Annotated in this window: 16 protein-coding genes and 1 pseudogene; 9 read left to right on the top strand and 8 right to left on the bottom strand. The window is 55.9% G+C overall.

All coding sequences use genetic code 11. The annotated features are described in order from the left end of the window. Positions 1 to 84 precede the first annotated feature (84 nt). On the top strand, positions 85 to 417 hold the full coding sequence (locus J7U37_RS11525) for a hypothetical protein (protein ID WP_247635814.1): 333 nt from the start codon (positions 85 to 87) through the stop codon (positions 415 to 417). Here J7U37_RS11525 and J7U37_RS11520 read toward each other — a convergent pair whose 3' ends face one another. Beyond that, positions 418 to 2,295, bottom strand: a complete 1,878-nt coding sequence (locus J7U37_RS11520; RefSeq protein ID WP_247635813.1) for a DUF4209 domain-containing protein — start codon at positions 2,293 to 2,295, stop codon at positions 418 to 420. A 413-nt stretch (positions 2,296 to 2,708) separates the two neighbouring features. Here J7U37_RS11520 and J7U37_RS11515 point away from each other — a divergent pair, with 413 nt between their 5' ends. Continuing rightward, complete coding sequence (locus tag J7U37_RS11515) at positions 2,709 to 3,419, top strand: recombinase family protein (protein ID WP_247635812.1); 711 nt, start codon at positions 2,709 to 2,711, stop codon at positions 3,417 to 3,419. 149 nt (positions 3,420 to 3,568) lie between these two features. On the opposite strand, the gene J7U37_RS11510 is transcribed toward J7U37_RS11515, so the two are convergent. From J7U37_RS11510 to J7U37_RS11490, 5 genes are all read right to left on the bottom strand, one after another. Continuing rightward, on the bottom strand, positions 3,569 to 4,117 hold the full coding sequence (locus J7U37_RS11510) for a hypothetical protein (RefSeq protein WP_247635811.1): 549 nt from the start codon (positions 4,115 to 4,117) through the stop codon (positions 3,569 to 3,571). A 66-nt stretch (positions 4,118 to 4,183) separates the two neighbouring features. Beyond that, the gene (locus tag J7U37_RS11505) at positions 4,184 to 4,516 is read right to left on the bottom strand and encodes a hypothetical protein (protein WP_247635810.1); all 333 of its coding nucleotides are present in this window, start codon (positions 4,514 to 4,516) and stop codon (positions 4,184 to 4,186) included. A 53-nt stretch (positions 4,517 to 4,569) separates the two neighbouring features. After that, positions 4,570 to 4,974 carry a DUF5681 domain-containing protein gene (locus J7U37_RS11500; protein WP_247635809.1) on the bottom strand — a complete coding sequence of 135 codons (405 nt, stop codon included), beginning with the start codon at positions 4,972 to 4,974 and terminating at the stop codon, positions 4,570 to 4,572. Continuing rightward, complete coding sequence (locus J7U37_RS11495; protein ID WP_247635808.1) at positions 4,964 to 5,233, bottom strand: hypothetical protein; 270 nt, start codon at positions 5,231 to 5,233, stop codon at positions 4,964 to 4,966. Before J7U37_RS11495 ends, J7U37_RS11500 begins: the two co-directional genes overlap by 11 nt. Positions 5,234 to 5,299: 66 nt before the next feature. Then, positions 5,300 to 5,536 carry a hypothetical protein gene (locus J7U37_RS11490; protein WP_247635807.1) on the bottom strand — a complete coding sequence of 79 codons (237 nt, stop codon included), beginning with the start codon at positions 5,534 to 5,536 and terminating at the stop codon, positions 5,300 to 5,302. A 237-nt stretch (positions 5,537 to 5,773) separates the two neighbouring features. Here J7U37_RS11490 and J7U37_RS11485 point away from each other — a divergent pair, with 237 nt between their 5' ends. Beyond that, positions 5,774 to 6,169, top strand: coding sequence for a hypothetical protein (locus tag J7U37_RS11485; RefSeq protein ID WP_247635806.1), 396 nt, complete (start codon positions 5,774 to 5,776; stop codon positions 6,167 to 6,169). Between the two features lie 48 nt (positions 6,170 to 6,217). On the opposite strand, the gene J7U37_RS11480 is transcribed toward J7U37_RS11485, so the two are convergent. After that, positions 6,218 to 6,940: a hypothetical protein gene (locus J7U37_RS11480; protein ID WP_247635805.1), complete on the bottom strand. Its 723-nt coding sequence runs from the start codon at positions 6,938 to 6,940 to the stop codon at positions 6,218 to 6,220. A 107-nt stretch (positions 6,941 to 7,047) separates the two neighbouring features. On the opposite strand from J7U37_RS11480, the gene J7U37_RS11475 reads away from it, so the two are divergent. The 6 genes from J7U37_RS11475 (at position 7,048) to J7U37_RS11450 (ending at position 13,720) form a co-directional block, all read left to right on the top strand. After that, a complete protein-coding gene (locus J7U37_RS11475) occupies positions 7,048 to 7,854 on the top strand; it encodes an MICOS complex subunit MIC60 (RefSeq protein WP_247635804.1) in 807 nt (268 codons plus the stop codon). Between the two features lie 45 nt (positions 7,855 to 7,899). After that, positions 7,900 to 8,775 (top strand): Shedu anti-phage system protein SduA domain-containing protein, encoded by an 876-nt coding sequence (locus J7U37_RS11470; protein ID WP_247635803.1) that lies wholly within the window; start codon positions 7,900 to 7,902, stop codon positions 8,773 to 8,775. Positions 8,776 to 8,865: 90 nt separating this feature from the next. Further along, positions 8,866 to 10,254, top strand: coding sequence for a hypothetical protein (locus J7U37_RS11465; RefSeq protein WP_247635802.1), 1,389 nt, complete (start codon positions 8,866 to 8,868; stop codon positions 10,252 to 10,254). Between the two features lie 39 nt (positions 10,255 to 10,293). Further along, the gene (locus J7U37_RS11460; RefSeq protein WP_247635801.1) at positions 10,294 to 12,393 is read left to right on the top strand and encodes a hypothetical protein; all 2,100 of its coding nucleotides are present in this window, start codon (positions 10,294 to 10,296) and stop codon (positions 12,391 to 12,393) included. 9 nt (positions 12,394 to 12,402) lie between these two features. Further along, positions 12,403 to 12,684, top strand: a complete 282-nt coding sequence (locus J7U37_RS11455) for a hypothetical protein (RefSeq protein ID WP_247635800.1) — start codon at positions 12,403 to 12,405, stop codon at positions 12,682 to 12,684. A gap of 31 nt (positions 12,685 to 12,715) precedes the next feature. Beyond that, on the top strand, positions 12,716 to 13,720 hold the full coding sequence (locus J7U37_RS11450; protein ID WP_247635799.1) for a hypothetical protein: 1,005 nt from the start codon (positions 12,716 to 12,718) through the stop codon (positions 13,718 to 13,720). A gap of 64 nt (positions 13,721 to 13,784) precedes the next feature. Here the strand turns inward: J7U37_RS11450 and J7U37_RS11445 are convergent. Then, a pseudogene (locus J7U37_RS11445) lies at positions 13,785 to 13,904 on the bottom strand (IS630 family transposase); the annotation flags it as partial.

Genomic DNA, 13,904 nt, shown 5'->3' with positions numbered 1-13,904 from the left:
TATCCGGGTAGTTTTGAGCCCTTATGAGCCCAATATGAGCAAGACCAATTAAATATGAGCGGGACACAGCAAGGATACCCGCACATGGCACACAAGGTTACATTCGAGATCGAGTTTCACGACGAAGCACAGCAGGCAGCAGCCAGCCCCAGCAACACCGGCATGATCAGAGCCATGCTGGAGTACGAGATGAATTGGCCCCGAGTTAATCCGGGTCACTACGTGCTGGGCAGCATGAACGGTGACATGCTGGAGTGGCTGAACACCTGCCGCGCACTCCGTGGGGATAACCGACTGGGCTTCGATCAAGCCCGCACGGGTGACCTCTCGTTCACCCGCAGCCTCTACGTGGAGTTCGACGACCGCCGCGACGCCATGCTGTTCCGGCTCACCTGGGGCTGCACGAGCAAATTCTGACTAGGAAAAACGCTCTCGCTCCAACATTGCTTTCACGTCATCCCACCTTGATATGAGAGGTGCCATCATCAATTTGTATATAAGCCAACACGCAAAAATATGGGTTGCAGACCAGAACTCATGATCTTTTACGGTCCCGTGCGCGAGAGAATTTCGCAGATTGAAGCCCTGCCTACTGTGAAAGATCATTTCGATCTGAAACATCATCGCTTCGCCGAAAATTTTATCGAGTTGATCACGAAATCTGTCTAGTAGGACTGAAAGCATCACGTCCTCTTGTGTGGAGGCGTTAGTAATTTTTGTTACATCGGTTCCGGTCTGTTTGAGCACATACCGAAGCGCATTCTCTAGTTGAGGAATGAGCAAGCAGCACGCCTCAATGTTTGCGCCTGAGAAGAACCTGCTCAAACCGATGGAAAACACGCCTTCGTGGCCCGGCGGCACGAACGGGCTCATTTTTGCAATCAGGTAGAACAATTCTTCCGATAGAACATGCTCACTTCTCATTGTGTGCAGCACCGGCCGGATGGCTCCCTGAACCCCTGCCTGATGCTCAAAGCCCATCACCTGTGCGCAACGTGCCCGAACATCTTCGTCACTAATGTTTCCACTTAGGTCCAAGGCTGGAATTCTCGTGACGATCTTACCCTCATCATCATGAACCGTTGTATCGATCACTGATGCGAAGGAAAACTCTTCAGCAGACTGGCGGATCTCCGCTCTGTATGCCTCGATGCCTTTGGGTCGACCAATGTGGGCGAGGCCCAGAAGACAGTCGCTCAAAGCCTTACCGCTATAAGCAGTTATTGCTTTGTTCACCTCATCTGTGATGTCTGCGGACTCCTCAAAGGTGGACATCTCGTCCCTGAGTTCGGCTTGTTTGGCTACTAACAAAGCCTTAAGTTCTTCAAGGCGCCCTGCGGGCCGATATTGGCGCTGAACCTCTCTGTATTGTTCGATGGCCCGCATCAATGAACTGGTCGCATTCATGGCCGAGCCGGCCATGGCCACGGCTTCAGCGACATGACATTCGGCTGCTCGAATTAAGCAATCCGCCTGTCTCTTTTGATCTCTGGCAATCTCATAGGCTTGAGCCGCAATGAGCCAATTACGCCCTGCGCCATCGAGGTCCTTGTTAGCCTCATTGAATTCTGCATAATCTACAGCGTCGGACGCCACGAGATTGACATCGGATACTCCGTAACTGAGATCCAGTTTGGCAGCGCGCCCGAATATGCTTGGTATTTTCTCTCCCAAACCTATCGTTCTCATCTGGACAAGCAGGGCATTAGTTTGCGTCTGAAGTGATGGATCTGTACCTCGAGTACTCCCTATAGATAAGGCGCGTTGAAGATACTTTACACCCATCCACGTATGATTTTCTTCCTTGCCACCGTCAAAATATGCACGTTGATCCAGAACAAGCGCTACGCTGTCATTCAGGCCAGCAATCGCGTTTGTCTTGGAAACAGCATCGCTGCGTCTATTGAGCCAGGCCACATCGGCCAGCCTTGCTCTCAAGGCCGGGTTCTGAGTTCTTGCCGCTATCTCACCAAACACTACCGACTGCTCACCGCGAAAATCTGCAGGTATTAGGCTGCGTCTGCCGTCGCCGGACACAAACATGGGTCCATAAGGCTCACCACGATCTTCGGGCTTCGAGTGAAAACGGCATATGATCGAGAGCAAAGCAAAGGCATAAGCCTCGATCATCCTGCCTTCGCTTTCAGATTTTTCGCGCGCAACTCGAAACATCTCGCTGAGGTCATGGTATCCCACACTGTTGCTGTCCGATATTGGCTCCTCGAAATCAAACGAAAGAAACTGGGAAGTCGTTACTGGCTGAAAGGGAATGTTTTGGTTGTCTTCTGACGACATTGATAGAATGTTCCTCAGCCGCATCTTGATGCAATATGCTTTTCAGCACAGGATCAAATGCAGGTTAGCACGAAGGTGCAAGGGGTACACACGATTTCCGCAATCCTATTGCTGGCATCGTATTACGGCCTGGCCTGGGTCTGGTTCACTCATAGCGAAGCGGTCTCCTACACCCAACGAGTGTAGAAAACTGCATCTAAACGTCAATGTTATCAGCGAGTTAGAACAGCAACTTTCGTGCTCTGGTGCCAAGTGCTGCTGAGCACCTTTTGTGCTGTTCTTGTTATCGCTATTCAACAGCCATCCCAAGGCGCAATCAACCGAAGACTTTGCTATTCCCACGGTAATCTTGTGTCGCATCCACATGAGCACGGCTGTAACAACGAACGTGCGTTCAACGTTACGAGGAGCCGATGAGTTACGTGGCCTACTACAGAGTAAGCACTGCCAAGCAGGGAGCCAGCGGGCTTGGGCTTGAGGCTCAGCGCAGCGCCGTGCTTGCCCACATGCGGGATCAGCCGCTTGCGGAGTTTGTGGAGGTGGAGAGCGGTAAGCAGGACGACAGGCCTCAACTCGCCGCTGCACTGGAGATGGCCAAGGCCAGCAACGCCACGTTGGTGATTGCCAAGTTGGATCGCCTCAGCAGAGACGTGCACTTCATCAGTGGCTTGATGAAGGCCAACGTTCCCATCCTTGCATGCGACAATCCCACGGCGGACAAGTTCACACTGCATCTCTACGCGGCGCTGGCCGAGAAGGAGCGGGATCTTATCAGCGAGCGCACCAAGGCCGCACTGGCAGCAGCCCGTGCTCGTGGAGTGCGCCTAGGGACGAACGAGAAGCGCGTACAGCGGGCTGATGCTCACGCGGCTAGCCTTGCAGCAGTGCTCAACGAACTGCGCTTGCAGGGCATCACAAGCACACGGGCAGTGGCAGCAGCGCTCAACGCGCAGGGCATTGTCAGCCCCGGTGGTACGCAGTGGAGTGCCATGGCAGTCAAGCGGCTAATGGATCGCCTAGCCGATCAGGAGATGGCATCACTCACTCAGTCACTGAGGAATTATCACACGCCTGAGCAATATGCGGTTGCTCTTAAGTCGCACGGTGTTAGAGTAGTTGAGTGATGCAATAGATGTTTATGGATAGTGGAGCGATCCAATAGGGCTCGCTCCACTCCGCTGCTGGTCCAGGGCAACTGCCCAGGGGGCACCCCCCAGATTGGCCTAGCGATCCATTCGAGGTTGCTCAATAACCTTTTGATACGATTTTTGTATTACGGTTCCGGCGTCTGAACTTCTATCAAGCCCTTACGCAATCCCACATCTCTGAGCAAATTCAGAAGCGTTGCTCGGCCTTTTATAAGCCGGTTGCATACCAAGCCGATCTCATGTGCTGTTGCCTCTTTGTTGTATTTCGGTGCTATGGAATGAGGGCCTAAAAACACTCGCGCCGCTTCATCTGCATCGTGATCAGAGATCCAAGCGCTTTGATGAGCCACAAGGTTTCGCATCATCCGGCTTTCACTCAGCACGGTATGCACCTCGTTCCATGTTGTCTTTTCTTCATCGGTGCACTGCATTTGCACGAGAAGGTCAATTAGGTTGATCTTCTTCTCTGATGATTGCTGATCTTTCAGAACTTTGAGGGCATTGGCGTCGTCCGTTGGGGCCGTGAGCGCCATGAAAAACAAGCGTAACTTGTTCTCCATATCGCTGTTCATGATCACCAACTTGCCCACCTCATTCTGCAGTTGGCTCATCAAAAGCCATATTTCCTGCTGCCGCCGGAACATGCCCTTCAGTTCGTCATGCCATTCATCCAAGATCGCGGCTCCTAAGTGCTTACTCGTTTTCACCCGCTAGATCGGCGTTTTACGCAGAGTGAAGGCCTACCTCTTATTCCACTTGAGATCGAGCACACCCGCATTGCTCAGTTTCAGTTGCGCGATGTGGCCCGTGGTTCGCCGGGCTGCTTCTTTGTCAGTGGCACTCTCGTGGATTTCAAACTTGAACCTCAGAGGCTCCTCGGGCTCCGGGTTCTGCGCCACTCCGCTGAGTAGGGCTTGGCCACGCTCATCCAGCCGCCATTCACCGTGCTCGTTGTTGTCCCTAAGCCACTTGGCGATCGTGGTCACCTCTGGGCCAGCAGCGATGAACCTGTGCTCCAGTGCGCCGCTGCGCTTGGGGTTCTGCGGACGGTAGTGGGTGATGCTGGTCTTCATCGTCGGGCCTTTCTTCGCAGGGGAGGCTTACCCGAGTGCGGTTTAACAGGCGGTCATTTTTCGGCGGGGCGCTCCGCGATGATCTCACCCTCGATGATGTTCACGCGCTGAGCATCAATGGCTGTCTGCTGCCGGTCCATCTCCGCCATTCGGCGCTGCATGGCGTTGATCGCATCCGCAATGCCGCTGGCGTTGTGATCCACCTTCACGTCCACGCTCTGCTTGGGCCTTCCCCAGCCTCGGTCCAGCAGCGCCACGCTCGCTTGCACGCGGGCACTACCGTTGATCGTCGTGTCCATGGCGATATCGAAGAGGTTGGTCACCAGTTGCGGTGTGAGTTCCCTGGCCATCTCCTGCACTTCGCGGATGATGGGTGGTCGGCCCTTGGGATTGCCGCTGCTGCCCTTCTGGAAACCACGGCTCTTGCAGGCCTCGGGCTCGTTCTGCTTACGCGGCATCAGTGACCTCCTGGCCACCAATTGCTGCCTGGAACACCCCAGCGTGCTCGCGGCTGGAGAACATCACGTCGAACTGCGCCACGCTCACGCTCTTGAACGAGAAGGCCTCTGTGATGTTGGCGGTGATCCAATCGCCATAGCGCCGTGCCACCCACTGCTGGGCCGCTTGATCCGGCGTGGTGCCTGGGTTGGCCTCCACGATGGCGTCCACCTGGGGCTTGTGGCCGTTGGCGATCTTTACGCGAATGATTGTTGCCATGGTTCTCCTGCATGAAAAAGGCTGCGCAGTATTTACGCAGCCCGGCAGGAAATCACGTCGTTGGGCTCAGGTGCGAGCATGCACCATCGTGAAGGGAAGCCTGAACAACTCGCTCATGTCCGAGTATCGTACTTCCAGAGCCCAATCGGCCCACGTGCAGGCTGAGGCATCGCAGGCGCTGCGAAACTGCGTGATCATGGTTTTGGCTTGCTGGAAGGCTGCACCAAGGCTGTCGCACTCGACATCGATGGTATCCGCGATGCGCTCGCCCTTGTCGCACACGTTGAAGTAGAACTTGGCCACGATGTCGTCTCCGTTACCGGCCGCTTATCTCGGGCCTGTAACGGTGCTGTGACGCGGCCTCATGAGCGCACTTAGCCTCATGCTCTGCCGGGTCGCTGTCGTTATCTTGCCGAGCGCTTCCTTGCTCATGCAAGATGGTGCAGAAATTTGCAACAACAAGGATGGTCTTCGGTTGCGAGCGTGGAGCACGGCTGTATCCGGAACGAACAGCGCAACCGGCGCTGAGAGGACACAGCAATGGCCACCAAGTCACTGATGGATCAGTTCATTTCGTTCGCGGCCCCGGCTAACTCCGCGTCAAAGCCCGGTGATCCCGTCTCGGTATTTTTCGGGAAGATCGAGCGTCAGATCGGTTTTGCAGAGCAGGCCAAGCGCGGGGACAAGATCAACCAGCGCAGTGCTTGGTTCCGCCCCGAGGGTGCGGGCTACCGGCTCAAGATCGGTCGCGAAGCCCTCAGGTTCGGCGAGCACCAGTGGTTTGCTGCTGCCAACCTCGATGAGGTCGTCGAACGGCTCAAGATGGCTCGGCAGGTCATCGAGGCCAGCGACACACTACGGGCTCAGATCGCCGCCAACAGCAAGGCACGGGGCGAGCGCATGCAGGGAGCCCGCAAGGCCCGCAAGCCCGCGTAGCGCCCTTGTAGGGCACTGGAAGGCCCACACTAAGCGGGCCTTCACCGTCTAAAACGGTACATCATCGTCGAAGGCAGGGCTGCCTCGGCTTGATCTCTTATCCTCGATCCTGGCTTGGGGCTTCTCAATCTGCCGGCGATCTCGCCAAGGCAACAACTTATCCGCAATCTTGTCTGCCTTCTCGATCCACTTCGATATGCGATCGAGCCGATCGAACACTGGCTGCAATTCATCGGAGGCTTCCCGGATCGCGCGGGAAGCCTCAATCATGCCGGCGTACAGCGCCTGAGTTGAAGTTTTATCCTTATCAACCTCGGCTGCAAAGGCATTGAGTTTAGCAAGAAGCGAATGCCTGAGTTCGTCCGAGATGTTGATCGCGTATATCTGAACCCTTATCTCGCCAATCAGACGATGTATTGCGGCTTTTGAAGGGTGGGACAGGCTAACGACCGTGTTAACACCGCTTTTGGTGCGGCGGGCAGCCTCCATGAGTACCTTCATAGCCGTCATCTCGCAGTGCCGGCGAAAGTTGGCGAAGTATGGATCAAAATCTCTGTCCTCGATGGGCGGGTTTTTGAGATCCGACAGTATATCAAGCCCGTGAACGTCATCGAAACTTATCATGCAATCTACGTAGGCGCGCTCCATCCAGCGCCCGCCTCGGTTTTCCTCGTAAGCAAGTTCGACTTCTTTCATTTTTCTCTTATGAAGTACGGCAAATGCTTCCTCGCTGTTGTCAGGGAGCGTGTTAAATTCGTTGTCCTCGTCCATGCCCATTCGTCCAAGCCGTTCGCCATTTGTCCCTTCATAGCCCGTTTGAAGCGCGTGGTTGAGTGCGATTGGTAAATAACCGGCAAAACCACACAGGAGGACCGCCGGTGGACGATGAAATGGACACCGCCTGTGAGGGCTCCCAGCAGCCAACTGCACCCGCTCCACGCAAGCGCAGGAGCCCCAAGGCCGCGCCCTACAAAGACCCTGGAGCGCTCGCCAGCGCCTTTGGCAGTGTGGTTAGCGTGTTCTCCCGCTATCCGGTCTCTGCGCTGCTGGTGACGCTGATCGCTGGCGTGGCCGGCGTGGGATATGCCACCTACCAGAGTGACGACTTCCGCAAGTTCGTGACCTCGATCGTACCCACCTCACAGGCAGCGCTGGAGCAGCAGGCCAACAAGGCACGCAAGGACATCCGCAGAGAGGACGAGGTTTGCAGCCTCGTGGAAGCCGTGGGCAAGCGCATCAGCGCGCACCGCATGATCTACTTCCGCTACACTGGGGAGGGCGTTGCCAGCGCACAGACCCCCATCCCGTGGCGCTACGTGAGCGCTGTGTGCGTATATCCCAAGCCGGGTGTGGACTACGACATCGCGGGCGCACAGGCGATGCCAGCGAGCCTCAGCACGGAATTGCAGATCAAGATGTTCCCCGATGGCAAGCGCGAGGGCGCATGCGGCACGTGGCACCAAGAGGACATCAAGGGCGCTTACCTGCGCAGCCGCTTCGAGAAGAACGGCACTGACATGAAAATCGCGTGCGGACAGGTGAGCCCGCAGGGGCTACCCACGGGCTCGCTGGCTGCGGATTGGCTCAGCCGTCACGCCATCACTGAGGCTGAGGACGAGGTTGAGCGCGTGATCCAAGAAGCGCTGCGCAACATCACGGAGTTGCAGAACAAGCCCGCTCAATGACATGCTTCCCTGAGGGATGAGCCAACCTGGTGGGCAAAAACGAGCATGCGTGAGATGTTGCGGAAAACCTACGAAATCCAGAGGGGCGGTCCCTCCGCACTCGATTGGGATCAATACAGGGCCCTAATCAAATCCGACTGGAGGAAACTGCTTGATGATTATGAAGCAACGGAGGAGGATGTTTATCAAGATTTTCTAGAACAGCATCCTTGTCTTGTTCCAGGTTGCTCAGGAATGATGGGGACCTCCGGCCATGCGCCTATACTTGACGCATTGTTCTCACAGCCAAAATTGCCCGATTTCACATGCAAAATTCCTGATTTCATGTGGATTGCTAAGGATAGCCAGAGCGTATATCCGATACTTATTGAAATCGAGGCCCCTTCAAAGCGGTGGTTCAACAAAGGCGGCGATACCACTTCTCATTTTAATCACGCAATGGGCCAACTTCTTGAGTGGAAAACGTGGTTCGCGAACCCGTTGAACCGGATTGCTTTTGCCAAACATTATGACCTAAACCTTGAGTTCCGCCATCTAAAGCCTCATTATGTTCTCATATATGGAAGAAGACACGAGGCTAATCGTGACAAGATACTCGCAGAGAAGCGCCAACATCTGCAACACGCTGATGTGACTACCATGACGTTCGATAGGCTTGAGCCCAATTGGACTGCGCATCGGTTCATGAGTGTTCGAGCCAAAAAAAACGGCTATGTCGCCCGTTACGTCCCAGCGAGTTTTCAACTTGGTCCGATGAACGCTGATGAAGTTGCGAAGATCTCTGAGTTCGATGAAGCAATCAATAGAAGTCCCTATTTAACCCCGGAGAGGCGCGCCTTCTTAATTTCGCGTATCCCATATTGGCAGAGATGGGCAAGAACAGAAAATATGTGCGTCCGCAATCCCGGAGACGTTGAATAGTATCGCTTGCCTTTAGGGGTGCGATTTATCATGCAACCATAAATACCGGAGTTGCATCAATTCCGGTATTCCATGGCGTCAGACAACGACTTGGCACTGCTGTTCGCGCAGTTCCACAAAGACATTCCATTCTTCGCCCAGCAGGCTTTTGGCACCACGCTCACACCCAAGCAGGTGGAGTTCGTCACCAAGTACCAAGCCAACAAGCGCATCACGTTCCGAGGCGGTATCGGCTTCGGCAAGACGTTCAGCATGGCAGTGCTGATCCACTGGGCTCTGCTCACGCATAACGATGTGCAGGTGACCATTTTTGGTCCCAGTGAGGACCAGATCAAAGCAGGTATCTGGAAAGAGGTGGGCAACCTCTATGTGAAGTTGCCACCATTCCTCAAGGACACACTCGATTACACAGCCACCAAACTTTACCGCGTCGATAATCCCACGGGTGCTTTTGCGGAAACACGCCTAGCCAACAAAGACAACATCGAAACTGCTCGTGGTATCCACCAAGTCAACAACTTCGTGTTCGTTGACGAAGCCACGGGTGTGCCCGATCCGGTATTCGCGGAGTTGAAGAACATCTTCACCGACCGCAATCCCAAACTGTGCATCATCTCAAACCCATCCAAGACCAGCGGCTTCTTCTTCGACACCTGGGAGCACCCAGAGATCAGCGTGGGGTGGACGCGGGTTCACGGCAAACTCACCGACAACCCCAACATCAAACCGGATGACCTTGCAGCGATCACGGCTTCCTTCGGAGGCATTGGCACCAACGAGTACCGCGTAAAGGCGTTGGGTGAGTTCCCGCTGGAGGACGAAGACGGCGTAATCCCCCGTGACATCGTGGTGGAAGCCATTGAGCGCGATGTAACGCCCACGCCCAAATACCCCGTGGTTTGGGGCTTTGACCCCAGCGGCACCGGCAAGGACCGCAGTGTCCTCATCAAGCGCCGCGACAACCTCATGATGGGCGATCCCATCGTGTACGGCACCATGCTGCCCGAGCAGTTGGCTGCTCGCGTGCGCGAGGAATTCGACCGCACTCCCAAAGCGGATCAGCCCACGGAAATCTGCGTGGATGGCATTGGCGTGGGTCACGGTATCGCTGGCTTGCTGCGCACCATGGGCCTGCCGGTCAAAGAGGTCATCGTGAGCAACAAGGCTCGCGATCCCGAGCGGTACATGAGCCTGCGCGACGAACTTTGGTTCAAGTGCCGGGAGTGGTTTGAAACCGGCAACGTTAGCATTCCCAATCACGCGGAGTTAATCCGCGAACTGTGCCTGCCCTCGTATGAGTTCCAGGGCCTCAAGCACAAGGTTCAGAGCAAGAAAGACATTCGCAAGGCTGGCCGCAAGAGCCCCGATCTTGCGGACGCTCTTTGTCTTACATTCGCAAGCGATGCCCGCAACACTCACTTCGGTAAATACGCTTGGTCGAAGCCAATTCCCATCAATCGTGGGTACAACATTATCTAACGAATAAGATGCGGGAATAACCGCACACGAAAGGCACGGATGGAAGAGGAAAATACCAAGAAGCCAGCAGCATCCAAGGCGCTCAGCGAGCAGGATATCCTCAATCGCGTAAGCAAGGGTGTGCAGCACGCGCAGAACTTCACGCTCGGCGAGATCGAGCGCAAGCGCGTGACTGGCTTGGAACTGTACAATCGCGATCAGTTTGCGGGCGACGAGCAGATCATCGGACGCAGCCGCTACGTCACCAGCGACACCTTCGACAACGTGGAATGGACCCTGGGCAACCTCATGGCGCTGTTCGACAGCCAGGAAAAGGTTGTTCAGTTCTCTCCCACTGGTCCCGAGGACGAGGCACTGGCCGAGCAGCAGACCGACGTTGTGAACTTCGTGGTCACCCAGGAGAACAACCACGCCTTGGTACTGCACGATTGGCTCAAGAACGGCCTCATCGGCGGCCTCGGCATCGTCACCGCGGAATTCTACAAAGACAAGCGCTGGAAGCCCGCACAGGTGCTCCAGGGCGTTCCCAACAGCCACGCGGTGGAGTTGGAGAACAGCGAGGATCACGAAATCCTAGAGGCCGGTGAGGCCTATCCGATCCCGGGCATGGAAATGATCCCCGGCATGGAGATGCGCGACCTCAAGGTGCGCGAGGCTCACACTCGCAGCAAGGTGCGCATCAGCGTGTTGCCGCCCGAGGATTTCATCGTCAGCAAGGACGCTCAGTTCGATTACCAGACCGGCGGCATTGCAGCGGACCTACAGGGCTACAAGCGTACCCTACCGCGCGCTGAACTGCTGGAGATGGGCTACGAAGCCGAGAAGGTGAACCGCATTCCCACCAGCGGTGGTGACACCAGCGAGTACACACAGGAGCGCAACAAGGACCAGGGACACAGCGACGGCACCAGCGATGTCGAAGACGAGGTGGACCTCTACGAGTTGTTCATGCGCATGGACATCAACGGCGACGGCGTTCGCGAACTCGTGCGCCTCACCATCGGTGGCGGGCCATCGAGCGGTGCTGTGCTGCTGGGCCATGAGGAAGTGGAACTAGCGCCTTTCGCGCCCTTCGTTCCCTACATGATGCCCAACACGATCAACGGCATGAGCGTGGGCGATCTGGTTGGCAAGGACCAGCGCCTCAAGAGCCAGTTCATGCGTGGCATCAACGACAACCTCACCCAGGTGCTGCGCCCTCAGCGCGTTGCGGATGTGGAAGGTGTCAACATCGATGACCTGCTCAACGCGGGTCCCGACAGCATCATCAGGGTCAAGGACAAGGACGCTCTCAGCACGATCACCACGCCGTTCGTAGGCAGTCAGGCCTTTGGCATGATTGACGTGCTCAACCAGAGCATCGAGCACCGCACCGGAGTGGGTCCCAACCTCATGGGTGTGGACCCCACGCAGTTGCAGAACACTACGGCTACGGCCAGCAGCCAGCGTCAAACCATGAGCCAACTTCGGGTGGAGTTGATCGCCCGCATGTTCGCGGACACGGGCTATCGTTACCTGTTCCGCATGGTGACCAGCCTGCTCATCGCCAACATGGCGGACACGCAGGAAATGACCGTGAAACTGCGCGGCAACTGGGTTCCCTATGGCACTGACCAGTGGAACCCGGACCTCGACATCAAGGCCAACATCACCTTTGGCATCACCGATAAGCCCCAGAAACTGGCTGCGCTGAGCAACATCCTCCAGCAGCAGATGGAGGCGATGAAGTTGGGTGCGCCCATGACGGACATGGGCAAAATCTTCAACACGCTGGCCCTGATCACCGAGCACAGCGGCTTCAAGAACGCAGAGCGCTTCTGGAACAACCCAGCCAAGCAGGGGCCCGGTGCTGGTGCACCACCGCCAGAGAAGCCCGATCCAGCCGTGCAGGCCGAGCAGGCCAAGATGCAGATGGAGATGCAGAAGATGCAGATGGAAATGCAACTCAAGCATCAGGAGATGGAAATGGAGATGCAGATGCAGCGCGAGCAGTTCGCGGCCAAGATGGAACTGGAAAAGTATAAACTAGAACAGGAACTGGCCATGCGACGCGAGGAGATTGGCATGGAGACCCAACTTAAGGGTCTACAGATTGTCACCAAGCAGAACACGCAGCCGCAGATCCCAAATCAGGAATAAGGAGTACACATGGAAGACAACATCCGCAAGAGCGACCTGTACAAGCAGTATTACAGCGATCCGGTATTCCGCGAGCCTTGGGAAAAGGTTCGTGAGGCACTGATGGATGCGTTCCCCAAGACCGCAGCAGGCGACACCGCCACGCGCGAGCGCATCTACCTCATGCTGGGGCTACTCTCGAAGATTGACGAGTTTGTGGGCCGCACCATCGCCAGCGGCGAAATCGACAAGCGCAATCTTGCTGAACTCACAGAAGCCCGCAAGCGAGGCATTTTCGGGCTCACACACTAAATAGAAGCAACAACAACAATCGAGGTAATCGATGTCAGACAGCAACAATCCCACCGAGGGAACTGCAAGTCTTTCGCTGCACGAAGCAGCAAGCCAGATCAGCGCTTTGATGGGCACCAGTGCTCCTGAGAACGGTGATGCTGAAAACGAGGCCGTTGAGGCTGAAGTACCATCCCACGAGGATGCAGACGCCACTGAGGTACAACCGGAAACGGATACCGACGAGGAAGAGCATACAGAAGGGGATGCAGAGACCGAAACAACTGAGGCAGTCACTCCGAGTGAAGACGCTGAGGTTGAGTTAAATGGTGAACGCGTCAAGTTGAAGGACTTGAAGGCAGGCTACCTTCGCCAGTCGGACTACACGCGCAAGACCCAGGAACTGGCACAGCAGCGCCAGCACGCCGAAAGTCAGGTTCGATCCGAACTCAATGCGCAGGCCACACAGTATCTCTCCCAGGTGGAGCAGAACCTGCGTGACCACTTCCCACAAGAGCCCAATTGGGTGCAGTTGGCTGAGGATAACCCGGCACAATATGCGGTCGAGAGGGAGCAGTGGAACAAGCGTCTATCTGATCTCGCAGCAGTGAGACAGTTGCGCGCTCAGCACGAGCAGGCAGCCCATGCACAGAAGCAGGCAGCCGTGGCTCAGGCACAGGCAGAGGCATACAACAACTTGGTGCAGTTGCACCCAGAGTTTGCCCGCACCAACGATGGCAAGGTCAGCCCAGCCAGCGCAGAATTGGTCAACTTCGCCGTTAACGAGGTGGGTTTGCCCGAAGAACTGTTGCAGAGCGTAACTGACGCAAGGCTTTTCAGCATCATGTACGATGCCATGCGCTTTCGCAAGATGAAGGCTCAGGAAGGCAAGACCATCCAGAGTGTAGCAAGCAAGCCCCCGCTGGCTCGGCCCGGTGTAACCACCGGCAAGAGCACTGTTGCCCAGGCTGATCACGCAAAACAGATGGCGCGTCTCAAACGAACCGGCAGTGTCGACGACGCTGCAAGCATCATCAGCAGCCTTCTCAACAAATAAGGGGAAAACCCGAGAAGGCCAATAATAAGGAGCCAGAAAATGGCCACACTAGAGCTGCACCCGATCAAGTTGGGTCAAAGGCATCGTAGCCTGCGGCCATCAGGTAGTTACGGCATTCGTCCGGTGTGAAGCGGCCGAAGGCTTGCTTGATGGTGTCGGAGAGGTCTGCGAGCGTGCGAGCAGC

Origin of the sequence: Methylobacterium sp. 37f (assembly GCF_023093475.1) — a bacterium.
In the GTDB taxonomy this organism is placed as follows: Bacteria; Pseudomonadota; Alphaproteobacteria; order Rhizobiales; family Beijerinckiaceae; genus Methylobacterium.
The sequence above is the reverse complement of the archived record's forward strand: the minus strand, read 5'-3'. Positions and strand labels throughout refer to the sequence as shown.

Bases quoted from the DNA above. Each gene is read 5' to 3' on its own strand.
- J7U37_RS11525 (WP_247635814.1), top strand. From the start codon at position 85: ATGGCACACAAGGTTACATTCGAGATCGAGTTTCACGACGAAGCACAG.
- J7U37_RS11520 (WP_247635813.1), bottom strand. From the start codon at position 2,295: ATGTCGTCAGAAGACAACCAAAACATTCCCTTTCAGCCAGTAACGACT.
- J7U37_RS11515 (WP_247635812.1), top strand. From the start codon at position 2,709: ATGAGTTACGTGGCCTACTACAGAGTAAGCACTGCCAAGCAGGGAGCC.
- J7U37_RS11505 (WP_247635810.1), bottom strand. From the start codon at position 4,516: ATGAAGACCAGCATCACCCACTACCGTCCGCAGAACCCCAAGCGCAGC.
- J7U37_RS11500 (WP_247635809.1), bottom strand. From the start codon at position 4,974: ATGCCGCGTAAGCAGAACGAGCCCGAGGCCTGCAAGAGCCGTGGTTTC.
- J7U37_RS11495 (WP_247635808.1), bottom strand. From the start codon at position 5,233: ATGGCAACAATCATTCGCGTAAAGATCGCCAACGGCCACAAGCCCCAG.
- J7U37_RS11485 (WP_247635806.1), top strand. From the start codon at position 5,774: ATGGCCACCAAGTCACTGATGGATCAGTTCATTTCGTTCGCGGCCCCG.
- J7U37_RS11480 (WP_247635805.1), bottom strand. From the start codon at position 6,940: ATGGACGAGGACAACGAATTTAACACGCTCCCTGACAACAGCGAGGAA.
- J7U37_RS11470 (WP_247635803.1), top strand. From the start codon at position 7,900: ATGCGTGAGATGTTGCGGAAAACCTACGAAATCCAGAGGGGCGGTCCC.
- J7U37_RS11460 (WP_247635801.1), top strand. From the start codon at position 10,294: ATGGAAGAGGAAAATACCAAGAAGCCAGCAGCATCCAAGGCGCTCAGC.
- J7U37_RS11455 (WP_247635800.1), top strand. From the start codon at position 12,403: ATGGAAGACAACATCCGCAAGAGCGACCTGTACAAGCAGTATTACAGC.
- J7U37_RS11450 (WP_247635799.1), top strand. From the start codon at position 12,716: ATGTCAGACAGCAACAATCCCACCGAGGGAACTGCAAGTCTTTCGCTG.